The 25,450-nt window shown below is 61.1% G+C and carries 23 protein-coding genes; 16 read left to right on the top strand and 7 right to left on the bottom strand.

Annotation, left to right across the window (positions count from 1 at the left end):
• Positions 1 to 157: 157 nt before the first annotated feature.
• Complete coding sequence (locus tag LLJ08_RS12765; protein ID WP_228207185.1) at positions 158 to 568, top strand: lysozyme inhibitor LprI family protein; 411 nt, start codon at positions 158 to 160, stop codon at positions 566 to 568.
• A gap of 709 nt (positions 569 to 1,277) precedes the next feature.
• Complete coding sequence (locus LLJ08_RS12760; RefSeq protein WP_228207184.1) at positions 1,278 to 1,673, top strand: lysozyme inhibitor LprI family protein; 396 nt, start codon at positions 1,278 to 1,280, stop codon at positions 1,671 to 1,673.
• A 69-nt stretch (positions 1,674 to 1,742) separates the two neighbouring features.
• On the opposite strand, the gene LLJ08_RS12755 is transcribed toward LLJ08_RS12760, so the two are convergent.
• A complete protein-coding gene (locus LLJ08_RS12755) occupies positions 1,743 to 2,678 on the bottom strand; it encodes a hydroxymethylglutaryl-CoA lyase (RefSeq protein WP_228207183.1) in 936 nt (311 codons plus the stop codon).
• A 132-nt stretch (positions 2,679 to 2,810) separates the two neighbouring features.
• Positions 2,811 to 4,013, bottom strand: a complete 1,203-nt coding sequence (locus tag LLJ08_RS12750; RefSeq protein WP_054093230.1) for a CaiB/BaiF CoA transferase family protein — start codon at positions 4,011 to 4,013, stop codon at positions 2,811 to 2,813.
• 176 nt (positions 4,014 to 4,189) lie between these two features.
• On the opposite strand from LLJ08_RS12750, the gene LLJ08_RS12745 reads away from it, so the two are divergent.
• From LLJ08_RS12745 to acs, 3 genes are all read left to right on the top strand, one after another.
• Positions 4,190 to 5,089, top strand: a complete 900-nt coding sequence (locus tag LLJ08_RS12745; protein ID WP_228207182.1) for a LysR family transcriptional regulator — start codon at positions 4,190 to 4,192, stop codon at positions 5,087 to 5,089.
• A gap of 145 nt (positions 5,090 to 5,234) precedes the next feature.
• On the top strand, positions 5,235 to 6,233 hold the full coding sequence (locus LLJ08_RS12740) for a TRAP transporter substrate-binding protein (RefSeq protein WP_228207181.1): 999 nt from the start codon (positions 5,235 to 5,237) through the stop codon (positions 6,231 to 6,233).
• 385 nt (positions 6,234 to 6,618) lie between these two features.
• Positions 6,619 to 8,574: an acetate--CoA ligase gene (gene acs / locus LLJ08_RS12735; protein WP_228207180.1), complete on the top strand. Its 1,956-nt coding sequence runs from the start codon at positions 6,619 to 6,621 to the stop codon at positions 8,572 to 8,574.
• 119 nt (positions 8,575 to 8,693) lie between these two features.
• Here acs and LLJ08_RS12730 read toward each other — a convergent pair whose 3' ends face one another.
• Positions 8,694 to 9,056, bottom strand: a complete 363-nt coding sequence (locus tag LLJ08_RS12730; protein WP_090519545.1) for a YgaP-like transmembrane domain — start codon at positions 9,054 to 9,056, stop codon at positions 8,694 to 8,696.
• 290 nt (positions 9,057 to 9,346) lie between these two features.
• Complete coding sequence (locus tag LLJ08_RS12725) at positions 9,347 to 11,380, bottom strand: S9 family peptidase (protein ID WP_228207179.1); 2,034 nt, start codon at positions 11,378 to 11,380, stop codon at positions 9,347 to 9,349.
• Between the two features lie 432 nt (positions 11,381 to 11,812).
• On the opposite strand from LLJ08_RS12725, the gene fadB reads away from it, so the two are divergent.
• From fadB to LLJ08_RS12700, 5 genes are all read left to right on the top strand, one after another.
• Positions 11,813 to 13,960, top strand: coding sequence for a fatty acid oxidation complex subunit alpha FadB (gene fadB, locus LLJ08_RS12720; RefSeq protein WP_221103674.1), 2,148 nt, complete (start codon positions 11,813 to 11,815; stop codon positions 13,958 to 13,960).
• An 18-nt stretch (positions 13,961 to 13,978) separates the two neighbouring features.
• Positions 13,979 to 15,154 (top strand): acetyl-CoA C-acyltransferase FadA, encoded by a 1,176-nt coding sequence (gene fadA, locus LLJ08_RS12715; RefSeq protein ID WP_003285577.1) that lies wholly within the window; start codon positions 13,979 to 13,981, stop codon positions 15,152 to 15,154.
• 134 nt (positions 15,155 to 15,288) lie between these two features.
• Complete coding sequence (locus tag LLJ08_RS12710; RefSeq protein WP_014820599.1) at positions 15,289 to 15,522, top strand: DUF1653 domain-containing protein; 234 nt, start codon at positions 15,289 to 15,291, stop codon at positions 15,520 to 15,522.
• 288 nt (positions 15,523 to 15,810) lie between these two features.
• A complete protein-coding gene (gene topA / locus LLJ08_RS12705) occupies positions 15,811 to 18,414 on the top strand; it encodes a type I DNA topoisomerase (protein ID WP_228207178.1) in 2,604 nt (867 codons plus the stop codon).
• Positions 18,415 to 18,550: 136 nt separating this feature from the next.
• Positions 18,551 to 19,069: a DUF6586 family protein gene (locus LLJ08_RS12700; protein WP_023445656.1), complete on the top strand. Its 519-nt coding sequence runs from the start codon at positions 18,551 to 18,553 to the stop codon at positions 19,067 to 19,069.
• Positions 19,070 to 19,086: 17 nt separating this feature from the next.
• On the opposite strand, the gene LLJ08_RS12695 is transcribed toward LLJ08_RS12700, so the two are convergent.
• Positions 19,087 to 19,926 (bottom strand): DMT family transporter, encoded by an 840-nt coding sequence (locus LLJ08_RS12695; protein ID WP_023445657.1) that lies wholly within the window; start codon positions 19,924 to 19,926, stop codon positions 19,087 to 19,089.
• Positions 19,927 to 20,138: 212 nt separating this feature from the next.
• Between LLJ08_RS12695 and LLJ08_RS12690 the strand changes: the two genes are divergently transcribed.
• The gene (locus tag LLJ08_RS12690) at positions 20,139 to 20,375 is read left to right on the top strand and encodes a hypothetical protein (RefSeq protein WP_014820595.1); all 237 of its coding nucleotides are present in this window, start codon (positions 20,139 to 20,141) and stop codon (positions 20,373 to 20,375) included.
• A 73-nt stretch (positions 20,376 to 20,448) separates the two neighbouring features.
• Here the strand turns inward: LLJ08_RS12690 and sulA are convergent, their stop codons facing one another.
• Together sulA and lexA are read right to left on the bottom strand one after the other, a co-directional pair.
• Positions 20,449 to 20,925, bottom strand: coding sequence for an SOS-induced cell division inhibitor SulA (gene sulA, locus LLJ08_RS12685; protein WP_014820594.1), 477 nt, complete (start codon positions 20,923 to 20,925; stop codon positions 20,449 to 20,451).
• 11 nt (positions 20,926 to 20,936) lie between these two features.
• The gene (gene lexA / locus LLJ08_RS12680; RefSeq protein ID WP_014820593.1) at positions 20,937 to 21,545 is read right to left on the bottom strand and encodes a transcriptional repressor LexA; all 609 of its coding nucleotides are present in this window, start codon (positions 21,543 to 21,545) and stop codon (positions 20,937 to 20,939) included.
• Positions 21,546 to 21,753: 208 nt separating this feature from the next.
• Here lexA and LLJ08_RS12675 point away from each other — a divergent pair, with 208 nt between their 5' ends.
• The 5 genes from LLJ08_RS12675 to LLJ08_RS12655 all read left to right on the top strand — a co-directional run bounded on the left by LLJ08_RS12675 (position 21,754) and on the right by LLJ08_RS12655 (position 25,443).
• A complete protein-coding gene (locus LLJ08_RS12675) occupies positions 21,754 to 22,461 on the top strand; it encodes a TetR/AcrR family transcriptional regulator (RefSeq protein WP_011912890.1) in 708 nt (235 codons plus the stop codon).
• 39 nt (positions 22,462 to 22,500) lie between these two features.
• Entirely contained in the window at positions 22,501 to 23,025 is a 525-nt protein-coding gene (locus tag LLJ08_RS12670; protein ID WP_045667030.1) for a L,D-transpeptidase, read from the top strand.
• Between the two features lie 15 nt (positions 23,026 to 23,040).
• Positions 23,041 to 24,039, top strand: coding sequence for a beta-N-acetylhexosaminidase (gene nagZ / locus LLJ08_RS12665; protein WP_102831519.1), 999 nt, complete (start codon positions 23,041 to 23,043; stop codon positions 24,037 to 24,039).
• 24 nt (positions 24,040 to 24,063) lie between these two features.
• Positions 24,064 to 24,801, top strand: a complete 738-nt coding sequence (locus LLJ08_RS12660) for an S-methyl-5'-thioinosine phosphorylase (protein ID WP_023445660.1) — start codon at positions 24,064 to 24,066, stop codon at positions 24,799 to 24,801.
• Positions 24,802 to 24,945: 144 nt separating this feature from the next.
• A complete protein-coding gene (locus LLJ08_RS12655) occupies positions 24,946 to 25,443 on the top strand; it encodes an LEA/WHy family protein (protein WP_041754418.1) in 498 nt (165 codons plus the stop codon).
• Positions 25,444 to 25,450 lie beyond the last annotated feature (7 nt).

Here is a 25,450-nt window from a genome sequence, read left to right as displayed (position 1 = left end):
TGTGCGGTAGGTCGCAGGCGAGGCAATGTTTGGTGACACCAATTTGATGCTTCTCGGAGCTGGTGTATAAACACCCACCTAACAACTGGTTGAATTCGTTCACTCCTCTCACTAGGACGGGCTAAAGCCCGCCCCTTAACCAAACGTTAGGGCAATCATGAACCGCAAATCTGCAGCTATATTTATCCTTGCTGGAGCTTTCGCAGGTGTCGCTCATGCAGCCTCTATGAAGGAGAGCATATGTAATTCCGCAAGCAATGAAGGAGAGATGTATCAATGCCTCAAGCATCAATTCAACAAGGCTGATGCCACCTTAAATCAGTCATACAAGACACTTGTTGCAAGATACAAAAATAACGGTATCCAGCAGGCTCAAGGAGCAAAACCTCAAGATAGTTATCTTAAAGAAGCCCAGATCGCATGGATTAAGTTTCGCGATGAAAGCTGCGATTTTGAGACCTATGAAGCAATCACAGGAAGCGATTTCGGGACAATCTACACTGCTTGCCTTCTAGGAAAGACACTAGAGCGGGTCAAGTATCTGCAATGGTACGTCGAGCACCCCTAACAAATGGTTCAATTGGCTCGCTTCGCTCACTCGGAGCCGGCTCAAGCCTTAACCAAACGTTACGTCTTACAAGGAAGTGTGCCAATGACTCAATATGCCGGCGGGCCATGTTGCTTTAGAACTTGGCTCAGAGGCCACCTGCCTTGGCTTCTAATTGATCGGGGCATTGCTGTTAAAGGCCCCGATTGCGAACGAGGGGATGTAGTCATGAGTGTTACAACATCAATGGCAAAGATAGTGGGTGCTGCCACTGTTAGGTCGTAGGCGAAGGCCAGCTTCGGCACAGAGGCAGTGAAACATAACAAATTTCAAATCGTTCGCTTTGCTCGCTGGAACGGGCTAAAGCCTGCCCCTAACCAAATGTTAGGTAAGGCAGTCGTTTAAATTTTTAATTTAGTAAGGAAGCTATGTCTAAAATATTAATAATACTGCTCGCCGTCAGCTGTTCTGCTTTCGCCGGAGCTCCCCCGCCAGGGGCGAAAATTGGCTTCGGTAGAGAAACATTTAACCAGGAGGAAGTTGTTTTTTTAATAGGAGCGATTATAATTTTCGCTGTAATTGTTTTTTTTATGGGATCTGCTTGGGGGAGCCAGGATGAAAACGAAAGAAATGACCGCCCTTAGTCATGTATGACAACCGGCTCAAATGTTCGCTTCGCTCACTGGGGCGGACTAAAGTCCGCGCCTATAACCAATAGTTAGGGAAGGGCATGGTTTTACGTACTCTGCTTTTAACCGTTTTCTGTTCTATTAGTGCTAATGCTGTAGAGGCAGCGGAAATTGATTGCGCAAAGGTAATTTCCACTCCTGATGTAGAGCAATGTATTGCTGTCGAATTAGATAAAGTCGAGGCTAGCCTGAACGAAGCGTATCAGCGCCTCGTAAAGCAGCTTACTCAAGTCGACACGCCGCAGGATAATTACACCGAGTACAGGAAAAAGCTTCTTATCGCTCAGCGGGCCTGGATAAAATTCAGAGAAGCAGACTGTGACACCCAGTACGAAATGCATAGATCGGGAAGTATCCGTAACTCTATATATTTAAGCTGTAAGAAACAGCGCGCAGAGCAAAGAATAAATGAGCTGAACAGCTATGCACCGTATTAGCCTTAACGATTTGTATGGACTCTCCCCACAATCATTGAAGAATAGCTTTTTCGAGACGGTCCGCTAGCCTCAAACGCCGGCTTCCTGCATCCACTTTGGCTTCGGATAACGGCGATCGGCCTTGCCGGCCTTGAGTACCGCGCCCGGCACGTCGTGGCTGACCAGTTGCGGCAGGTCGGCGGCGCATTGCAGCAGACAGTCGAGATCGACGCCGGTGTCTAGGCCCATGCGCTGGAACATATGCACCAAGTCCTCGGTGCAGATATTGCCGCTGGCGCCGGGCGCGTAAGGGCAGCCGCCGAGTCCGCCGAGAGAGGCATCGAAGCGGTCGATACCGGCGTTCAGCGCTGCCAGCGCGTTGGCCAGGCCCATGCCGCGGGTGTTGTGGAAGTGTGCGGTGAATATTGCCTGCGGCCAGCTGTTGAGCACTTCGCGGCAGATACGCTCGACCTGCGCCGGGTCGGCCATGCCGGTGGTGTCGCAGAGGGTGATGCCCTGTACGCCGATCTCCAGCAGGCGTTGCACCAGCTCATAGATGCGCCGCTCCGGCACGTCGCCCTCGAAGGGGCAGCCGAAGGTGGTCGATAGCGAGGCGTTGATGAATACGCCACTGCCGCGAGTGACTTCGATGATTTCGCGGAACTGCGCCAGCGACTGTTCGGGCGTCATGCGCAGGTTGGCCAGGCCGTGGGTGTCGCTGGCCGACATCACCAGGTTGATCTCGTCCACCTCGCAGGCCAGGGCGCGCTCGCAGCCCTTCACGTTGGGCACCAGCACGGTGTACTCGACGCCCTCCACGCGACGGATGCCGCGCATCACGTCCTCGGCGTCGCGCAGGTTGGGGATGGCCTTGGGCGAGGTGAAGGAGGTGACCTCGATCTTCGACAGCCCGGTCTGCGAGAGGCGGTCGATCAGGGCGATCTTGGTCTCGGTCGGCACGAAGTTCGCTTCGATCTGGAAGCCGTCGCGGGTGGCGACTTCCTGGATATACAGGCGTTTGTTCATGGGAATCCTGTCGGTTGGCTCTGGGCGTAGGGTGGATGACGCTTTACCCATCCACCGTTGTGGCTTGCTGGCTGGTGGACAAGCTTCGCGTTGTCCACCCTACGTATGGGCGCAGGGTGGATGACGCACTGTTCAGATGATCCCGCGCTCGCGCAGGCCCTGGCGTTGTTCATCGGTGAGACCGAAGCCGGCCAGCACGTCGTCGGTGTGCTCGCCCAGTTGCGGGCCGCCTTCGCCGATGCGCCCTGGCGTGCGCGACAGCTTGGGAAGCACGCCCGGTACCTTGAGCGGGCCGGCAAAGGTCTGCACCTGCTCGATCATCTGCCGCGCCAGGTAGTGTGGGTCCTTGACGATATCGGCGGCGGTGTAGGGATAGCCGGCCGGCACGCGGGCGCCCTTGAGTGCTTCGATCACCTCGTCGCGGCTGTGCTGGATGGTCCATTCGCCAATGGCGGCATCGATCAGCTCGGCGTGCTGAGCGCGGCCGTCGTTGTGGGCGAAGCGCGGATCATCGGCAAGGTCCTGGCGGCCCATCAGGGTCATCAGGCGCTTGTAGATGCTGTCGCCATTGCCGGCGATCAGCACGTAAGCGCCGTCGTTGCACAAATAGGAATTGGACGGCGTGATGCCGGGCAGGGCACTGCCAGCCGGCTCGCGTACATAGCCGAAGGCGTCGTATTCGGGCACAAGGCTTTCCATCATGGCGAACACCGACTCGTACAGCGCCACGTCGATCTCCTGGCCCTGGCCGCTGCGGTTGCGCTCCTGCAGGGCGAGCAATACACCGATCACCCCATACAGCGAGGACAGCGAATCGCCAATGCTGACGCCAACCCGCACCGGCGGCTGGCCGGGATAGCCGGAGAGGTGACGCAGGCCGCCCATGGCTTCGCCGATCACGCCGAAGCCCGGCAGGTCACGATAGGGGCCGGTCTGGCCGTAGCCGGAAATGCGCAGCATGATCAGCCGCGGGTTCAGCTTCGACAGCTCATCCCAGCCCAGGCCCCATTCTTCCAGCGTGCCAGGGCGAAAGTTCTCCACCAGGATGTCGGCTTCGGCCACCAGCTGGCGGACGATTTCCTGGCCTTCCGCGGCCTTGAGATCGAGCGTCACCGAGCGCTTGTTGCGCGACTGCACATGCCACCAGAGCGAGGTGCCGTCCTTGAGCTTGCGCCACTTGCGCAACGGGTCGCCGACCCTGGGCGGCTCGATCTTGATCACATCGGCGCCGAATTCGCCGAGCAGCTTGCTGGCGAAAGGGCCGGCGATCAGTTGGCCCATCTCGATCACCTTGAGGCCCTGCAGCGGCAGGTTCTTGTCTGTCTGTTCGCTCATCACGACACCTGTGCCGGTTGATTCATGGTGCCGAGCATGACCGACGCATCGGCAGCGGACAATTGGCCGTTGGCCAAGTGAGGTTTCGCGCCTCACGAAGGCTAAGACGAAAGGCGCTTTGAAAAGCACGGATTGAGCAGCGCATGCTTCGTCTACCGCGAATACGGGAATCCACTATGCGCCGCATTGATTTCGTCACCCTTCGGCTGTTCGTCGCCATCGCCGAGACCCGCAGTCTGACCCGTGCCGCCGAGCGCGAGCATCTGGCGCTGGCGGCGGTGAGCAAGCGCGTCAGCGATCTGGAAGGGCAGCTCGGCGTCAGCCTGCTCTATCGCCAGCCCAAGGGCGTCGAGCTGACGCCGGCCGGCCACGCGCTGCTGCACCACGCGTGTAACCTGCTGGACAATCTGCAGCAGCTGGACGCTGACTTGAGCGAGTTCAGCCAGGGCGTGAAGGGCCATGTGCGCATCCACGCCAATACCTCGGCGGTCATCGAGTTTCTCCCCGAGGATCTGAGTACCTTCACCCGCCAGCATCCGGAAGTGAAAATCGACCTGGAAGAGCGCGTCAGCAGCGACACCCTGCGCGCCCTGCGCGAGGGGCTGACCGATATCGGCATCTTCGCTGGGCACATGCCGGCCGAGGACCTGCAGGTGTTTCCCTACCGCGAGGATCGGCTGGTGCTGGTCACGCCGCGCTGGCATCCGCTGGCCGGCCGCGAATGCATTGCACTGCGCGAGGCGGCAGGCTTCGATTTCATTGGCCTGCAGCAGGACGCCTCGCTGCATGCCCTGCTGCAGCAGTCGGCACAGCAGATGGGCACGCCGCTGCGTCTGCGCATCCAGGTACGCAGCTTCGAGGCGATTTGCCGGATGATCCACACCGGCATGGGCATCGGCGTGCTGCCCGAGCAGGTGGTGCGCAACTACCTGCCGGCGCTGGACGTGGCCATGGTGCCGCTGACCGATGTTTGGGCGCGACGCGAGCTGAAACTCGGAGTGCGCAATCTGGAAAGCCTGTCGGTGACTGCGAGGCAGATGCTCGAGCACCTCACGCTTCGCGAAGGCCAGGCCTGAACGTAGCCGTTCGGCGGCGCGATCGCGTCACGGCCTTCGCCAAACGCGAAGTCGCGCTTGGCCAATTAGCAATTCAGCCCGAGGGGGCAGCGGGGTAGAGTCGGACCAGCTGCATGGCTCACACAACTACAAAACGGAGCTCTCCATGGCACGACTCACCCGTGGCATCACCCGTCTGCTCGCCGCTTCGGCGCTGTTTAGCGTCCTCGGCGCCCAGGCCGATCCGATCCTGATCAAGTTCTCCCATATCACCGCCGACAGCACGCCGAAGGGCCAGGGCGCGCTGATGTTCAAGAAGCTCGTGGAAGAGCGCCTGCCCGGCCAGGTGGAGGTGCAGGTGTTCGCCAACTCCTCGCTGTACGGCGACGGCAAGGAGATGGAGGCACTGCTGATGAACGAGGTGCAGCTGCTGGCGCCGGCACCGTCGAAGCTCGAGCAGTACACCAAGCAGCTGCAGCTGTTCGACCTGATGTTCCTGTTCGACGACATGGCCGCGGCGCAGCGCTTCCAGCAGTCGGACAAGGGCCGCGCCATGCTCAAATCCATGGAGGACAAGGGCATCACCGGCCTGGCCTACTGGCTCAACGGCATGCGCCACTTCACTGCCAACAAGCCGCTGCGCGAGCCGGCCGACGCCCGCGGACTGAAATTCCGCGTGCAGCCCTCGGACCTGCAGGCCGCCCAGTACACCGCCCTGCGGGCAGTACCGCGCAAGATGGCCTTCGCCGAAATCTATCAAGGGCTGCAGACCGGCGTGGTCAATGCCCAGGACAATCCCTGGTCGAACATCTACAGCCAGAAGTACCACGAGGTGCAGAAGTACATCACCGAGTCCGGTCACGGCATCGGCAACTACCTGCTGATCACCAACACCAGGTTCTGGAGCGGCCTGCCGGCAGAGGTGCGCGGCGAGCTGGAAGCGATCATCGACGAGGTCACCGTGGAGGTGAACCGCCAGGCCGAGGCGCTGAACGAGAAGGCCAAGCAGGGCGTGATCGACTCAGGCAAGAGCGAGATTCTGGTGCTTACCGACGAGCAACGCGACAAGTGGCGCGACGCGGTGCAGCCGGCGTGGAAGAAGTTCGAAGCCGATATCGGCAAGGACCTGATCGAGGCCGCGCGCGCAGCCAACTCTGCGCCCTGAGGCAAGCCCGCCAATGGTCTGTTAGACCAATGTGCAGTTTCGGCCGCGGCGCGGGCTGCACAGAATGGCGGTGTCTATCTGCGTGATCGGACAAGTGTGTATTCCAACCGGATGGTTGACCGAGCGGCCCTTGAGGCCGCTTTTTTTTTGCCCGCAAAACGCGTTCGCTGGTCTCGGGACTGAAGCATTCAGCTACGCGAAAGCTCTGGCAAATGGCGGCAGTGCACACGCCATGCGGTGAGGCGCGGTCTATGCTTGAGCAAAGCCGATACGCCAAGGGTGGCGTGCTTGGCTGGAGTGCACCGTCTGACAGGCGCTGGGTTGGTCATTGGGTTCGCCTGCTGGACAGGGTTCTGCATACCAACAAGACAGACGAGGAACTGCCATGAGCGCTGCGTCCGTATATCCGGTTCGGCCCGAGGTGGCCGCTCAGTCACTGACCAACGAAGCCAGCTACAAGGCCATGTACCAGCAGTCGGTGATCAATCCCGAGGGCTTCTGGCGTGAACAGGCGGCGCGGCTGGACTGGATCCGGCCTTTCACCGAGGTCAAGCGCACCTCCTTCGACGATCATCATGTGGATATCAAATGGTTCGCCGATGGCACGCTCAACGTCTCGGCCAACTGCCTGGATCGGCACCTGGCCGAGCGCGGCGATCAGCTGGCAATCATCTGGGAGGGCGATGATCCTTCCGAACACCGCGAGATCACCTACCGCGAGCTGCACCAGGAAGTCAGCAAGTTCGCCAATGCCCTGCGCGGGCAGGATGTGCACCGCGGCGACGTGGTGACCATCTACATGCCGATGATTCCCGAGGCCGCGGTGGCGATGCTGGCCTGCGCACGCATCGGCGCTATTCATTCGGTGGTGTTCGGTGGCTTCTCCCCGGAAGCACTGGCCGGGCGCATCATCGATGGTCAGTCGAAGATCGTGATCACCGCCGACGAAGGCATTCGCGGCGGCAAACCCGTGCCGCTCAAGGAGAATGTCGACGAGGCGCTGACCAATCCCCAGACCAGCTGTGTGAAGAAGATCATCGTCGTGCGCCGCACGGGTGCGGACATCCGCTGGCACGCGCATCGCGACATCTGCTACGACGACCTGATGCGCGTGGCCGGTGAGGTTTGCGCGCCGAAGGAAATGGGGGCCGACGAGCCGCTGTTCATCCTTTATACCTCCGGCTCCACGGGCAAGCCGAAGGGCGTTCTGCATACCTGCGGCGGCTATCTGCTCTATGCCGCACTGACCCATGAGCGGGTGTTCGACTACCGCCCCGGGGAGGTCTATTGGTGCACGGCCGATATCGGCTGGATCACCGGGCACAGTTACCTGATCTATGGTCCGCTGGCCAACGGCGCGACGACGCTGATGTACGAAGGCGTGCCGAATCATCCAGACGTTACCCGCATCGCCCGGATTATCGACAAGCATAAGGTGAACATCCTTTACACGGCGCCCACGGCGATCCGCGCCATGATGGCCGAGGGGGCCGCGGCGGTGGGGGGGGCCGACGGCTCCAGCCTGCGTCTGCTCGGCACGGTGGGCGAACCGATCAATCCCGAGGCATGGCACTGGTATTACGAAACGGTCGGCCAATCGCGCTGCCCCATCGTCGATACCTGGTGGCAGACCGAGACTGGCGGCATCCTGATCAGCCCGCTGCCGGGAGCGACTGCGCTCAAGCCGGGGTCCGCCACGCGCCCGTTGTTCGGCGTGGTGCCGGGGTTGGTGGACAACCTCGGCAACCTGCTCGAAGGCCCTGCCGAGGGCAATCTGGTAATCCTCGACTCCTGGCCGGGGCAGATGCGCACCATCTACAAGGACCACGACCGCTTCGTCGACACCTACTTCAAGACCTTCCGCGGCATGTACTTCACCGGCGATGGCGCGCGCCGCGACGAGGATGGCTATTACTGGATCACCGGAAGGGTGGATGACGTGCTCAACGTGTCCGGGCACCGCATGGGCACTGCGGAGATAGAAAGCGCCATGGTCGCCCATGCCAAGGTGGCCGAAGCGGCAGCGGTGGGCGTTCCGCATGCGCTGAAGGGGCAGGCGATCTACGTGTATGTGACCTTGGTCAGTGGCGTGCAACCCACGGATGCGCTGCGTCAGGAGCTGCAGCAATGGGTGCGCAAGGAAATCGGGCCGATCGCCGTGCCGGATGTGATTCAGTGGGCCCCTGGGCTGCCGAAGACGCGTTCCGGCAAGATCATGCGCCGGCTGCTGCGCAAGATCGCCACGGACGACTATGACGCGCTGGGCGATACCTCGACCCTGGCCGATCCTGGTGTGGTCGATCAGCTGATCGAGGCTCATGAGGCGGTGAAGAAGCGCTGAAGGCGAGGGCGACCGGAGCGTAGTCACGCAGCCGGTCGCCTCTACCCATGGAGCGTGTGCCCGGCTGCAATGCCACGACACGCCGGGCTCGATGTTTCCCGCTTGTATGGCCGCGGGGATCAGACGCCGGCGGGCGGGCTTTTCAGGCTGTCATTGCCGGTTACGGTGGTGCCGTTGGTGGCTGCCGCGGCATTGGCCTGCAGTTGCTGACTATCTTTTTCCGAGCGTTCGAACGGCATGTGGTGCGAGCGGCCTTCGGCCATGCCGGCCTGTTCGTTGATTTCATTGAACACGCGCTTGGCTTCGCAGTGACCGGTTACGCCACGGGACAGCGCCAGGCCGCCGATACCCAGCTGCAGCAGTCCGCCCAGGCCGCCGCGGCTGAGGCCCTTGGCAAGGAAATACAGCCCGCCGGCCAGGGACATGGCGCGCTCCCAACCGTGGACGTTCTGATTCTGGTGGTTCGAAGAATTGTTGTTCATTGGGTGGCTCCGACGAGGACATTCTCAATGAATGACTCTCGCCAGCGCAGGCTGTTCGGTGCCGCAGGTCGGCATCTGGCGACAACGCGGTGTAGTGGCTGTTGTGGGAAGCCAAACGGATGCAGGGGAGCGATCCAGGGCGCGCCGATGCGTGGGAGCGGTCCTGACCGCGAATCGTGAAATGCGATGGACGAGCTTCGCGGCTAACACCGGCGCGGGACAGCCGTGCTTCACGGTCGGCCCCATGGATGAATGTCTCGCGCACCAGACAGGCTGCGCGCGAGAGCGTGCTAACCGGCCATGCCGAATACCTTGAGCACGAAGGCGTACTCCAGCGCCACGTCCTTGAGCGCCTGGTAGCGCCCACTCATGCCGCCGTGCCCGGCACCGAATTCAGTCTTGAGCAGCAGCAGATTGTCGTCGGTACGGGTGGCGCGTAGCTTGGCGACCCACTTGGCGGCTTCCCAGTACTGCACGCGGCTGTCGTTGTAGCCGGCCACTGCGAGCAGCGCGGGGTAGGCCTGGGCGCGGATATTTTCGTAGGGCGCGTAGGCCTTGATCCGCTCATGAACTTCGGGCTGGTTCGGGTCGCCCCACTCGTCGTATTCGGTCACGGTCAGCGGCAGGTCGGCGTTGAGCATGGTGTTCAGCACATCGACGAAGGGCACCTCGGCGACGGCTGCGCCGAACAGCTCCGGGCGCATGTTCAGCACCGCGCCGATCAGCAGGCCGCCGGCGCTGCCGCCGCTGATGGCCAGGCGCGGCGAGGTGGTGTAGCCGTCGGCCAGCAGCTGCTCGGCGCAGGCGATGAAGTCGCGGAAGGTGTTCGGCTTGTGTTCCAGCTTGCCGGCGCGATACCAGGCTTCGCCGAGATCACCACCGCCACGCACATGCGCGATGGCGAAGACGAAACCGCGGTCGAGCAGCGACAGGCGCGCATGGGAGAACCACGGGTCGAGGCTGTGCCCATAGGCACCGTAGCCATAGAGATAGAGCGGAGCCGGCTTGCCGAAGCTGTCACGCCGGCCGACCAGGCTGATGGGAATCTGCGTGCCGTCCTGGGCGGTCGCCCAGATGCGTCGACTTTCATAGGCGTCCGCATCGAACGGGCCTTCCACCGGTGTTTCTTTCAGCACTTCCTGCGAGCCGTCGACCAGCGTCAGCTGACGGACTTGTGCCGGTCGGTTGAGCGCTTCATAGCGCAGGCGGATCACCGTGCTAGTGAACTCCAGCGAATTCTGTACGTGCAGGCTGTAGGCCGCATCGGGCAGCTGCAGGCGATAGGGCTGCACGCCCTGCGGCCGCACCTCGATCACTGGTAGGCCGCTTTCGCGCAGGGTCAGGGTGATCGCCTCGGCGTTCAGGCTGACATCCTCGAGCATCACCGCGTCGTCATGCGGGACCAGTTCCTGCCAATGCTCCCGCTCGGGCTGCGCCTCGCTGGCGAGATAGAGGGCGAAGTTGATGCCCGCCTGATTGCTGCGGATCAGCCAGCTCCACTGACCTTCGTGAAGGCCATGATCGGGAAAGTACTCGTGGTCTTCCTGGCGTGGTGCCAGGCACGTCCATTGACCTTCCGGCTCGTCCGCCGACAGCACCCAGGCTTCGCTGGTGGTCTTGCTGTGGGAAAGGATGACCAGCTGGCGCTCGGAGCTGGCGCGGTAGCAATGCACGAAGAAGCGCCCGTCCGGGTCGTGATAAACCTCGTTGCTGCCGGTTTCTCCGAGGCGATGGCGGTAGACCTTGTGCGGACGGTGGGTGTCGTCCAGTTCGCCGTAGAACAGCGTCTGGCTGTCGTTGGCCCAGGTCATGCTGCCGTCGCAATCGTCGAAGGGCAGGGCGGTCACGTCGCCGCTGGCGAGATCCTTGACGAACAGTCGGTAGATCTCGTCGCCTTCGCGATCGAGGCTGTAGGCCAGCTTGCTGTGGTCCTGGCTGACGCTGAACGCGCCCAGGGAGAGGAAGCCGCCTTTGGCCAGCTCGTTGGGGTCGAGCAGCAGCTGTTCGGCGTTCTCATCTACGGTGAGCGAACCATCGAGCGGCCGCGGGCAGCGATAGTGCCGCGGGTATTCGTCGCCAGCCGTGGTGCGCTGGTAATACAGCCACGGCCCCCAGGGCGACGGCAGGGACAGGTCGGTCTCGCGGATGCGGCTCTTTATTTCCTGAAACAGCGTCTCGCGCACTTCGGACTGGTCGGCGAGCTGTTCCTCGAGGTATGCGTTCTCTGCCTTGAGGTACGCCAGCACATCATCGGCGTCGCGATTCTCCAGCCAGCGATAGGGATCGGTGCCAGTGTCGGCGCGGGCGATGGGGGCTTGGGACATGCAGTAACTCCGGATTCGGTTCGCGGGCGGTAGGGCCGGTGATGGCATAGAGCGAGATGCGGCAGTGTACCTGCTCGGCTACGGCTAGGATTCAACAGACAAACGTGGCGTCGGTCGGTGACCGGTGCACGGCAAGGATCGGCGCGGTGAATGGCGGCGAATCGGCGTTGTCGATGATGACCGGGTGGTCGCGAAATGTCCGCTTGCAGGTGGCTTTCGGTTAGGCAAACCAGCTGATTGACAATGCTGAGCTTTTCCCCGAAGGTGTGCCGACCCAAATCAAACGGGCGTATGAATCGAGCGTTTGCCAGAGCAGATGCCGATCACCCGGATTATCGTGTCGGTGGGTGTCGTTCGCTGCAAGGCGCGGTCGAGTAAGGGCCGAAGACGTGAGACACGTAACGTTCAGCTTCCATACCTGGAGATCAGTTGATGATTTACGAAGGTAAAGCCATCACGGTTAAGGCTCTTGAGAGCGGCATCGTCGAATTGAATTTCGACCTCAAGGGTGAGTCCGTCAACAAGTTCAATCGCCTCACTCTCAACGATCTGCGCCAGGCCGTCGATGCCATCAAGGCTGACGCGTCGGTGAAAGGCGTCATCGTTACCAGCGGCAAGGACGTATTCATCGTCGGCGCCGACATCACCGAATTCGTCGACAACTTCAAGATGGCTGACGAGGAACTGGTCGCCGGCAACCTCGAAGCCAACAAGATCTTCAGCGATTTCGAAGACCTGGGCGTACCTACCGTGGCCGCCATCAACGGTATCGCCCTGGGTGGCGGTTTCGAGATGTGCATGGCCGCCGACTATCGCGTCATGTCCACCGCCGCCAAGGTCGGTCTGCCGGAAGTGAAGCTGGGCATCTACCCGGGCTTCGGCGGCACCGTACGCCTGCCGCGTCTGATCGGTGTGGATAACGCTGTCGAGTGGATCGCCTCCGGCAAGGAAAACCGCGCCGAAGACGCGCTCAAGGTTCATGCAGTCGATGCCGTGGTCGCCCCGGACAAACTGCAGGCCGCTGCACTGGATCTGGTCAAGCGCGCCATTTCCGGCGAGCTGGACTACAAGGCCAAGCGTCAGCCGAAGCTGGACAAGCTCAAGCTCAACGCCATCGAGCAGATGATGGCCTTTGAAACTAGCAAGGCATTCGTTGCTGGCCAGGCCGGCCCGAACTATCCGGCCCCGGTCGAAGCCATCAAGACCATTCAGAAGGCCGCCAACTTCGGTCGTGACAAGGCCATCGAAGTCGAGGCCGCTGGCTTCGTCAAACTGGCCAAGACCTCGGTTGCACAGAGCCTGGTCGGCCTGTTCCTCAGCGATCAGGAACTGAAGAAGAAGGCCAAGGCCTACGACAAGCAGGCGCGCGACGTGAAACTGGCTGCCGTACTCGGCGCTGGCATCATGGGCGGCGGCATCGCCTACCAGTCGGCCGTCAAGGGCACGCCGATCCTGATGAAGGATATCCGTGAAGAGGGTATCCAGATGGGCCTGGATGAGGCCTCCAAGCTGCTCGGCAAGCGTGTCGAGAAAGGCCGTCTGACTGCCGACAAGATGGCTCAGGCGCTCAACGCGATTCGCCCGACCATGTCGTATGGTGATTTCGGTAACGTCGACATCGTCGTCGAGGCCGTGGTCGAGAACCCGAAGGTCAAGCACGCCGTGCTGGCCGAGGTTGAAGGGCACGTTCGCGAAGACGCGATCATCGCCTCCAACACCTCGACGATCTCCATCAACTACCTGGCCCAGGCGCTCAAGCGTCCGGAAAACTTCTGCGGCATGCACTTCTTCAACCCGGTGCACATGATGCCGCTGGTGGAAGTGATTCGTGGCGAGAAGACCAGCGAAGTGGCTATCGCAACCACCGTTGCCTACGCCAAGAAAATGGGCAAGAGCCCGGTCGTGGTCAACGATTGCCCGGGCTTCCTGGTCAACCGCGTGCTGTTCCCGTACTTCGGCGGCTTCGCCCGCGCCATCGCCCACGGTGTCGACTTCGTTCGCGCCGACAAGGTGATGGAGAAGTTCGGCTGGCCGATGGGCCCGGCCTATCTGATGGACGTCGTCGGCATGGACACCGGCCACCACGGCCGTGACGTGATGGCTGAAGGCTTCCCGGATCGCATGAAGGACGACACCCGCACGGCTGTCGACGTCATGTACGAGGCCAACCGCCTCGGCCAGAAGAATGGCAAGGGCTTCTACGCCTATGAGATGGACAAGAAGGGCAAGCCGAAGAAGGTCGTCGATGCCCAGGCTTACGAGCTGCTCAAGCCGATCGTTGCCGAGACTCGCGAGCTGTCCGACGAGGACATCATCAACTACATGATGATCCCGCTGTGCCTGGAAACCGTGCGCTGCCTGGAAGACGGCATCGTCGAGACCGCTGCCGAAGCCGACATGGGCCTGATCTATGGCATTGGCTTCCCACCCTTCCGTGGCGGTGCGCTGCGCTACATCGATTCGATCGGCGTCGCCGAGTTCGTCGCGATGGCCGACAAGTACGCCGACCTGGGCCCGCTGTACCACCCGACCGCGAAGCTGCGCGAGATGGCTGCCAACGGCCAGCGCTTCTACGGTTAATCGAGGGAGAGAGAATTCATGAGCCTGAATCCAAGAGATGCAGTCATCGTCGACTTCGGTCGCACCCCGATGGGGCGCTCCAAGGGCGGCATGCACCGTAATACCCGCGCTGAAACCATGTCCGCACACCTGATCGACGGCGTGCTGGCGCGCAACCCGAAGATCGACCCGGCCGAAGTCGAGGACGTGATCTGGGGCTGCGTGAACCAGACCCTCGAGCAGGGCTGGAACATCGCCCGCATGGCTTCGCTGATGACGCGTATCCCGCACACCAGCGCCGGCCAGACCGTGAGCCGCCTCTGCGGTTCGTCCATGAGCGCCCTGCACACTGCCGTGCAGGCCATCCAGACCAACAATGGTGACGTGTTCGTCATCGGTGGTGTGGAGCACATGGGCCACGTCAGCATGATGCACGGCGTCGACCCGAACCCGCAGCTGTCGCTGTACGCCGCCAAGGCGTCCGGCATGATGGGCCTGACTGCCGAAATGCTGGGCAAGATGCACGGCATCACCCGCGAGCAGCAGGATGCCTTTGGTGAGCGTTCGCACCGCCTGGCGCACAAGGCCACGCTGGAAGGCAACTTCAAGGATGAAATCATCCCGATGGAAGGCTATGACGAGGATGGTTTCCTCAAGGTCTTCGATTACGACGAAACCATCCGTCCGGACACCACCCTGGAAAGCCTGGCTGCGCTGAAGCCTGCGTTCAACCCGAAGGGCGGCACCGTGACTGCAGGTACTTCCTCGCAGATCACCGACGGCGCGTCCTGCATGATCGTCATGTCCGCCCAGCGCGCCAAGGATCTCGGCATCCAGCCGTTGGCCGTGGTTCGCGCCATGGCACTGGCTGGTGTCGACCCGGCAATCATGGGTTACGGCCCGGTGCCGTCCACCCAGAAGGTGCTCAAGCGCGCCGGTCTGACCATGGACGACATCAGTCACGTCGAGCTGAACGAAGCCTTCGCTGCACAGGCTCTGCCGGTGCTCAAGGACCTCAAACTCCTCGACAAGATGGAAGAGAAGGTCAACCTGCACGGCGGCGCGATCGCTCTGGGTCACCCGTTCGGTTGCTCCGGTGCGCGTATCTCCGGCACCCTGCTGAACGTGATGAAGCAGAACAACGGTACGATTGGTATTGCCACCATGTGTATCGGTCTGGGCCAGGGGATCAGTACGGTCTTCGAACGCGTCTAACAGACAGATGCAAATGACTGCGCTAGGCTGACAGCCAATCTCGCGACTGAGCGGGAATATGATTGTCAGCCGGTGCATGGAAGCCGGGGCCTGGTGCCCCGGTTTTTCTTTTTTGTATTTGTGTGGAGGTAGGCATGCAGTTGCAGCCGGGGCGTTATCGCCATTACAAGGGGCCGGAATATCGCGTTTTCGCTGTTGCGCGGCACTCCGAGACCGAGGAGTCGGTGGTGTTCTACCAGGCGCTGTATGGGGAACGTGGACTCTGGGTGCGCCCGTTGTCGATGTTCATCGAGACTGTCGAAGTCAACGGCGAAACGGTCCCGCGTTTCGCATTGATCGAAGCCGAAACGAGCGTTTTCGAAGGTTGAGCTGGCTAGCGGCCACCAGGTCCGCGCTTGACCTCACCTCCATCGCCACTATATATAGCGGTGCTTTTCAGACAGAGCTTAAACCTTGCTGTTCGCTGGATGGCATCGAACGGCTGCTCTGATTCGCACCAGGCGGAGCCGGGCAGGGCGATTTTTCTGTCAGGTCGGCCCGTTCGCAAAACGCGCACTAACGTACGCTGATGCCTTGCCGTTTAGCGCCGGTGCGGGTATTCAAACTGTCGGAGGCGCCGCCTCTGTTCACCTCTAGATTCAGGAACTCTCCTCTCCATGGGTAAATCGCTGGTCATCGTGGAATCACCGGCCAAGGCCAAGACAATCAACAAGTATTTGGGCAACCAGTACGTGGTGAAGTCGAGTATCGGCCATATCCGCGACCTTCCTACCAGCGGCTCTGCCAACAAGGAGCCGGTCAAGCGCGGCAAGGCTGCGGCCGCCGAAGCGCCTGCGCTGTCGCCGAAGGAGAAGGCCAAGCGTCAACTCATCACCCGCATGGGGGTCGACCCGGAGCACGGCTGGAAGGCCAAGTACGAGATCCTGCCCGGCAAGGAAAAGGTCATCGAGGAACTGCGCCGTCTGGCCAAGGAAGCCGATACCATCTATCTCGCGACCGACTTGGATAGAGAGGGGGAGGCCATCGCCTGGCACCTGCGCGAGTCGATTGGCGGCGACGACAGCCGTTACAAGCGCGTGGTGTTCAACGAGATCACCAAGAAGGCGATTCAGGAGGCTTTCTCCAAGCCTGGCGAACTCGATCTGAACCGGGTCAACGCACAGCAGGCGCGTCGTTTCCTCGATCGGGTGGTTGGCTACATGGTGTCGCCGCTGCTCTGGGCGAAGATCGCCCGCGGGCTTTCCGCCGGCCGAGTGCAATCGGTAGCGGTGAAGCTGGTGGTCGAGCGCGAGCGTGAGATTCGCGCCTTCGTTCCGGAAGAATACTGGGAAGTTCACGCGGACCTGGCGAATGCGCAGCAGGCCAAGGTGCGTTTCGAGGTCGCGCGTGAGAACGGCGAAGCCTTCAAGCCGCTGAACGAAGCCCAAGCCACCGCTGCACTGGAGAAACTCAAGGGCGCGCAGTACAGCGTCAGCAAGCGCGAAGATAAGCCGACGAGCAGCAAGCCCTCGGCCCCCTTCATCACTTCGACCCTGCAGCAGGCGGCGAGCAATCGCCTCGGCTTCGGTGTGAAGAAGACCATGATGATGGCTCAGCGCCTGTACGAAGCCGGTTACATCACCTACATGCGTACCGACTCGACCAACCTTTCCGCTGACGCGATCGGTATGGTGCGCGGTTTCATCGAGAGCGAGTTCGGCGACAAGTACCTACCGGAAAAACCGAATGTCTATTCGAGCAAAGAAGGCGCGCAGGAAGCGCACGAGGCGATTCGCCCGTCCGACGTCAACCTGCGCCCGACCCAGCTTTCGGGCATGGAACGCGATGCCGAGCGTCTGTACGAGCTGATCTGGCGCCAGTTCGTAGCCTGCCAGATGCCGCCGGCACAGTACCTGTCCACCAGCGTGACCGTCGCTGCCGGCAATTTCGAACTGCGCGCCAAGGGCCGCATCCTGAAGTTCGACGGTTACACCAAGGTCATGCCGCAGCAGAGCAAGGCCGGTGAGGATGACGTGTTGCCGGAGATGAACAAGGGCGACGACATGAAGCTGCTCAAGCTCGACCCGAGCCAGCACTTCACCAAGCCGCCAGCGCGCTACTCCGAAGCCAGTCTGGTCAAGGAGATGGAGAAGCGCGGTATCGGCCGGCCGTCCACCTACGCAGCGATTATCTCGACCATCCAGGACCGCGGCTACGTCTCGCTGCACAACCGCCGTTTCTATTCGGAGAAGATGGGCGACATCGTCACCGAGCGCCTGTCCGAGAGCTTCAACAATCTGATGGACTACGGTTTCACCGCCGGCATGGAAGAGCATCTGGACGACGTCGCCCAGGGTGAGCGCGACTGGAAGCACGTACTGGACGAATTCTACGGTGACTTCCGCAAGAAGCTCGAGGTTGCCGAGGCCAGCGAGAACGGCATGCGTGCCAATCAGCCGACCGTGACCGATATCCCGTGCAAGGTCTGCGGTCGGCCGATGATGATCCGTACCGCTTCCACCGGCGTGTTCCTCGGCTGCTCCGGCTACAGCCTGCCGCCGAAGGAACGCTGCAAGTCCACCGTCAACCTGGTTCCGGGCGACGAGATCGCTGCCGATGACGAGGGCGAGTCCGAGTCTCGCGTGCTGCTTGGCAAGCACCGCTGCCCGCTCTGCAGTACCGCGATGGATGCCTATCTGCTCGACGAGACGCAGAAGCTGCATATCTGCGGCAACAACCCGGATTGCTCGGGTTATGAGATCGAGAAAGGCCAGTACCGCATCAAGGGCTATGAAGGCCCGAGCCTGGAATGCGACAAGTGCGGCAGCGAAATGCAGCTCAAGACCGGTCGCTTCGGCAAGTTCTTCGGTTGTACCAACGCCGAATGCAAGAACACCCGCAAGCTGCTGAAAAATGGCGAAGCCGCGCCACCGAAGATGGATGCGGTGAAGATGCCCGAGCTCAAGTGCGACAAGGTCGACGACACCTACGTACTGCGCGATGGCGCTTCCGGCCTGTTCCTGGCTGCCAGTCAGTTCCCGAAGAATCGCGAAACCCGCGCGCCGCTGGTGCGTGAGCTGATTCCGCACAAGGACGAGATCGATCCCAAGTACCACTTTCTGCTCGATGCGCCGCAGAAGGATCCGGAAGGCCGCTTCGCGGTTATCCGCTTCAGCCGCAAGACCAAGGAGCAGTACGTGCAGACCGAAGTGGACGGCAAGCCGACCGGCTGGAAAGCGTTCTACGATGGCGGCAAGTGGAAGGTCGAAGACAAACGCTGATTTCTTTGCGGTCGACCGCTCAGCAGACCGGCTGCACCGAGTGCGTTCTTCAAATCGGCTGGCACTTCGTCAGCCGATCTGGTGCGGCAACCTGTGAAGGTCCATTCTCTGTCCATCTTCTTTCGGAGAGCATGCCATGGCTCACGAGCTCTACACACGTACCAACCAGAAGATATTCTTCGCCGGTTTGTCACTGGAAAGCTGGCGCAAGGCCGAAGAATCTGCCTCGATGAATTCTCAAGGTTTGATTCAGGCTGAACGTGAGGCTTGCCTGTTCCACCTTTACGGCGCCTTGCTTGGACTGTGCCATGAGATCGCCGGTTACTACCGATCGCCCGGTGCGGATGCGCCTGTCGTCGAGGCATTTCTGACCCGCAGCGTGCTCGAGGCTGCGCCGAGCCCGGAACTCGCCGAATTGCTGGAATTGTCGGAGCAGCCAAGCACTTGGCTCGGGCAGTTGCTTACCGCCTACAAGCAGCTGCTCCAGCCGCCACGCGCTCCTGCCAAGGCCAAGACTGATCCGCGCCAGCCGTTGATCGAGGCAGTCAGTGTCGAGGACGATGTGCCACCGCTGTCGCGCGTCGAGCTGGAAGCCTGGCGACAGAACCTCAAGGGCCTGGCATTACGTTTTCGTGAGTCGTTGACCGAATGGTGACACTCGGGACCGTGGCGTCAGCCGCGGTGCCTGATACTCAGGACCATGGCGATGCCGCCGAGAATCGCCGCACCTGAGATGATCAGCGTTGCCGTCAACGCTTCACCCAGCAGCACAGTCCCGGCGATGGCTGTGAGTAGCGGAACGCTGAGCTGGACGCTCGCCGCCTGTATTGCCGCAAGACCGGGCAGCGCCGCGTACCAGATGGCGTAGCCGACCCCAGAGGTCAGCGCCCCGGAGAGCAGGGCGTACACGATTCCTGGCGCATCCCATTGCTGCTGGCCAAGCGTCACCAGACAAAGCACTGCTGCCAGCGGCACGGCCTTGATGAAATTGCCCGCAGTTGCTGCAAGGGGATTGCTCGCGCCCCGTCCACGCAGCGAATAGATGCCCCAGGCGACACCGGACAGCAGCATGAGCAGTGCGCCGTCCAATGCCGGCGCGCTGCTTCCCGGCAGCAGCAGAATCAGCAATCCGCTCAATGCCAACAGCAAGCCGACAATCTGCCAAGCGCTAAAGCGCTCGCCCCGCAGCAATCCCCAAGCAAGCATGCTCAACTGCACCGCGCCGAACAGCAGCAGGGCGCCGGCTCCGGCATCCAGGTTGATATAGGCGTAGGAAAAACTAGCGGCGTAGATGAACAGCGCCAAGGCGCTGAACCAATCTCCGCCCTGCGATTGTCTCGGCGTGCCGATTCGCAACATTAGCCAGAGCGTGAGCGCTCCGGCCAGTATACGGAGGCCGGTGAAGCTGGCCGGGTCAATAGCGGTGTCCCGCAAGGCGATACGGCATAGGATCGAGTTGCCGGCAAATGCAAGCATGGCCAAGGCGGTAAGCAGCAAGGTGCGGGTTGTCATACACAATCCTTATCGAGCGCCGGCGCGCGCTTTTTTTGTGCATGCTACGTGTCGGTATCCATAGCCGCATTGTTTTGTTGGTCGGGCAATGCACGGCTGCATGATGCTGCTACCTATCGGGGTGTTGCTAGCGAAAGGAGCTTGAGACCTGCAAAGGCTGTCCTGAGGCTGGTCGGCTGCTACAATGGCCGCCTTTCACGCGGAGCTGATCCATGCCTACATCTTTTCTGGAAATCGTCGAGCTACCTGACGGGCGCATCGTGCTTCGTCGTGCCGAGGACGAAGAGGTGTTGGTCACGCTGAATTTTTCGGAAGACGCCAAGCTATTTCTACAGGGGCAGCACGTCGAGATTGCCAAGGCGATGTTCAATGTCGGCGTTCAGATGGCCGGTCGCATGTCGGAAGGGGATTTCGAGCGCGACGATGAAGAGCCGCGTGTTCTGCACTGAGTGAGCTATTGCTCGAGCGTTATAGCTTCAGGATTCCATCCGCGATTTTCAGCACGTCCCTGTGCCGTGCGGTTCAACATCCGAGACGAATATTCAGACTCTGAGCTGCGCCCAGGCTGGCGGCTGCGCATAGTTTGCTACGTGTTGCCCCATCGAGCTGATCAAACCAGCTGACCACGGTATGGCTGCACCCCGAGGCCAGGGCTTTGCAGGCGAGTTCCATCGCGCCCTCGGCGTCGCGTGGCTGCAGCAGGATGATGCGTTCGCGATTCAGACCGCACTTGCGCAGCCAGTTCTGCGAGAGGAAAGCAGGCGGGGCAATCAGCGTCAGCCAGCGGCTGTCCGCTGCATCGCCGAGTTCACGCAGGATCGGGGCAAGCAGCAGGTGGCAGTGCTCGCTGCTGCCACTCAGGCTCAACTCGCTCAGATATTCCTTGTCCTGCTCGGGTTTGTTGCGTGGTTTCAGGTTGCCAAACGGTGCCAGGCTTTGCGCAATGACGCCGTCGAACAACGAAAGTTGGGGCCGGGAAGTGCTGGTCTGGTACTGCATGAACCTTCTCCTTAGCGGCGGATTACGCCGACACTCAAGCCTTCTATCACCAGTTCCTGCTGTTCGAGGTCGACCTCGATGGGCGCGAACTCGGGGTTTTCAGCCAACAGCCAAACCTTCTTGCCGTCACGCTTGAAACGCTTCACCGTGACTTCGTCACCGACGCGAGCAACCACGATCTGGCCGTTGCGGGCCTCGCGGGTGGTGTGCACGGCAAGCAGGTCGCCATCAAAAATGCCGACGTCCTTCATGCTCATGCCGTGGACACGCAGCAGATAATCGGCGCGCGGATGGAAAAACGCGGGGCTGATCTGGCAGGATTCTTCGACATGTTGCTGCGCCAGAATCGGCGCGCCGGCAGCAACGCGGCCGATGATCGGCAGGCCGTTTTCGGATGCGGCGGGTTCGAAGTCCGGAATACGTATCCCGCGAGACGCCCCGGGCGTCATCTCGATAGCGCCCTTGCGGGCAAGTGCCTTGAGATGTTCTTCGGCAGCGTTGGGTGACTTGAAGCCGAGTTCCTGAGCGATCTCTGCGCGAGTGGGTGGATACCCATTGTCTTCCAGGCAGCGCTTGATGAACGCGAGGATTTCCGTCTGGCGAGGCGTCAGCTTGATCATGTCGGTCTCTGTTCTTTTATACAGTGACTGGGATTATATACAGTGATCCGGCCTTGGCAACGAATGATTATGATGGTTTTGAAAGCACATCCGGCGTGCTCCGTGGTCTGTCTGCGACAATGACGCTAGTGCCACAAGGCGTTTCGTGGTTGACTTGCCGGTCGGTGAAACGTAAGTTTCAAACAGTTGTTTGTCTTTCGGAGGGGGCATGGCGCAGTCGGAAACAGTTGAGCGCATTCTTGATGCAGCGGAACAGCTGTTCGCGGAAAAAGGCTTCGCCGAAACCTCGCTTCGCCTGATCACCAGCAAGGCTGGGGTCAACCTCGCGGCAGTGAACTATCATTTCGGTTCGAAGAAGGCGCTGATCCAGGCGGTGTTCTCGCGTTTTCTCGGGCCATTCTGTGCCAGTCTCGAGCGTGAACTGGATCGACGCGAGGCATTGACCGACAAGAAGGACACGCTCGAGGAATTGCTGGAAATCCTCGTCGAGCAAGCCTTGGCGGTCAAACCGCGCAGCGGCGATGATCTGTCCATCTTCATGCGCCTGCTGGGCTTGTCTTTCAGTCAGAGCCAGGGCCACCTGCGACGCTATCTGGAAGACATGTACGGCAAGGTGTTCCGTCGCTACATGCTCAAGGTGCATGACGCGGCGCCGGCCATTCCGCCCATCGAACTGTTCTGGCGTGTGCACTTCATGCTTGGTGCGGCGGCATTCAGCATGTCGGGTATCAAGGCACTGCGCGCTATTTCCGAGAACGATTTTGGCGTCAGAACCTCGATCGAGCAGGTCATGCGTATGATGGTGCCGTTTCTCGCGGCCGGCATGCGCGCCGACAGTGGCATTGATGACAACACGCTGGCGGCGGCGCAACCGATCGCGCGGCGCAACGCAGTGGCTATCCCGGCGAAGGCTTGAGCTACAAGCCTGCCGGGTGATCGGCTAAGCTAGCCGCCCATGGCATTTCTCGATTTTCTGCATATTTCCATCGCCGATCAGCAGCTCTATGGCTTCGCCGAGGGCCAGTTGCGTCTGCGCTTTTCTGTCTCTACGGCACGCAATGGTGCGGGCGAGCTGAACGGTTCTGGTTGCACGCCGCGCGGTCTGCATCAGGTGCGTGCGCGCCTCGGTGACGGTTTGCCTCAAGGTGCGGTGTTGCGCGGGCGGCGCTGGACGAGGGAGGTATGGTCCCCTGAGCTTCACGGAATTTCTCCCGGTCGTGACTGGATCCTGACCCGGATTCTCTGGCTCAGCGGGTGCGAGCCAGGGGTCAATCGCCAGGGGCAGGTCGATACCTTCCGCCGTTACATCTACATTCACGGCACCCCCGATTGTGAGCCGATGGGCGTACCTCTTTCCCACGGTTGTATTCGCATGCGCAATGCCGACCTGCTGCAACTCTTCCCATTGGTGCCGCCTCACTGTGCGGTGCGCATCGACGAGGCGCCCTGTCCCGATTGGGCTGCCGCTGAACTCGAATAAGGATCCCTTCTGCATATGCACGGTTCACTGATGCTGGACATTGCTGGTACCTGGTTGACTGCCGAGGATCGCCAGCTGCTTCGCCAGCCCGAGGTCGGCGGGCTTATTCTGTTTGCCCGAAATATCGAGCACTCGCGCCAGGTCGACGAGCTGTGCCGATCGATTCGAGCCGTGCGGCCAGACCTGCTGTTGGCGGTGGACCAGGAGGGTGGCCGCGTCCAGCGGCTGCGCCAGGGTTTCGTACGGCTTCCGCCGATGCGCGAACTTGCGCGCTGCTCCGACGCGCCGCGGCTGGCGGAAGCCTGCGGCTGGGTGATGGCGACCGAGGTACTCGCTGCGGGCCTGGATTTCAGCTTCGCACCGGTTCTCGATCTTGACCACCAGCGCAGTGCCGTGGTGGGAACGCGTGCATTCGAAGGCGATCCGCAGGCCGCCGTAGTGCTGATCGACGCGTTCATCCGTGGCATGCACGCGGCGGGTATGGCCGCAACCGGCAAGCACTTTCCCGGTCATGGCTGGGCCGAGGCGGACTCCCATGTCGCGATCCCGGTCGACGAACGAAGTCTTGAAGAGTTGCGCCGCTGTGATCTGATTCCCTTCAAGGCGCTGAGCGGCACGCTCGATGCGATCATGCCTGCGCACGTGATCTATCCTCAGGTCGATGACCAGCCCGCAGGTTTTTCGCGGCGCTGGCTGCAGGACATCCTGCGTAACGAGCTCGGCTTCAAGGGCGTTATCTTCAGTGACGATCTGTCGATGGCGGGCGCGCACGTCGCCGGCGATGCGGCCGATCGCATCCAGGCTGCACTGGTTGCCGGCTGTGACATGGGGCTGGTGTGTAATGATCGGGCGGCGGCTGAACTGGCGTTGGCTGCGCTGCAGCGCCTCAGCGTCACGGCGCCGCCTGCGCTTTCGCGTATGCGCGCTGGTCGGGAGTGCGCTGCTGAGTACAAGCAGAATCCGCGTTGGCTTGACGCCATTGGCGCGCTCAAGGCCGCCGACCTGATTGACTGACCCTTTTTCTTTCAAGGAATACCCATGACTGTCCATGCCATCATCGGCGGCACCGGCCTGACTCAGTTGAGCGGCTTCAAGATGCAGCGCGCGCAGCTCATCGATACGCCCTACGGGCGCCCGTCCGGTGAAATCCTGCGTGGCGAATACAGCGGCCGAGAGGTGCTGTTCCTTGCACGGCATGGCCATCCGCACCGCATTCCGCCACATCAGGTGAATTATCGAGCCAACTTATGGGCGCTGAGGCAGGCCGGGGCGGAGGCGATTCTTGCAATCAATGCGGTCGGTGGCATCCATTCGGCCATGGGCTCCGGACATTTTTGCGTACCCCATCAGATTGTCGATTACACCTACGGTCGCGAACACACCTTCTTCGAAGGCGATATAGATCACGTGACCCACATCGATTTCAGCTATCCCTATGACGAAGCGCTGCGCGAGCGCCTGATCGGCGCACTCGCAGCCGAGGGCTATGCGTTCAGCAGCCACGGTGTGTATGGCTGCACGCAGGGTCCGCGGTTGGAAACCGTAGCGGAGATCACCCGTATGGAACGCGACGGCTGCGACATCGTCGGTATGACCGGAATGCCCGAGGCTGCGCTGGCGCGCGAACTCGATCTGCCTTATGCCTGCCTGGCGCTGGTGGTCAATCCGGCGGCCGGCAAGGCGAGCGGGGTGATCACCATGACCGAGATCGAAGCGGCACTGGCTGCCGGCATAGGCAAGGCGCGACAGGTCCTCGCAAACGTGCTGGCGACGTGAGTGATCCGCGGCGCACTGCAATGCGGGAGCGCTTTGTCTGAAACGTCGTTGTCATATTGCGGCCTGAGACTGGTATTTTTGCGGTGGCCCCCGTTGCGGCAAGCATGCTGCTTGCTACACTTGGCCGTCCTTTGGAGTACCGGAATGTTTTGCCAGGCACACACAATAAGAATTCTTAGAACCGTCGTGTTGCTCTGCCTGCTTGGCGGCATGGCCGGATGCTCGACCTGGTTTTCGGGCGATTTCAAGGACCCTACGGTCGAGCTCACCAAGGTCGATATCATCAAGGCGCGGCTGCTGGAACAGCAATTCATGCTGCGCTTTCGTATCGACAACCCCAACGATCACAGCCTGCCGGTGCGCGGGCTGATCTACAAAGTCCATCTCAACGACGTGGAATTGGCCAGCGGCGAGTCCAGTGGCTGGCTGACAGTACCTGCCAACAGCTTCGAGTACTACGAGGTGCCGGTTCACACCAACCTCTGGCGCCATATGAAGTACATCGTGCGTCTGCTGGAGAAGCCCGACCGTCCGATCGCCTACCGCCTGGCAGGTGAGCTCAAGACCGGGCTGATGATGGGCCGGCGCGTGCACATTTCCAGCAATGGCGAGATAATCCCGGGCAACTTTATTCCGGAGTAGTACCCAG

Origin of the sequence: Stutzerimonas chloritidismutans, from assembly GCF_020783375.1 — a bacterium.
GTDB classification, from domain to species: Bacteria; Pseudomonadota; Gammaproteobacteria; order Pseudomonadales; family Pseudomonadaceae; genus Stutzerimonas; species Stutzerimonas kunmingensis.
Note: the sequence above shows the minus strand (reverse complement) of the source record. Positions and strands in the feature narration are given on the sequence as shown.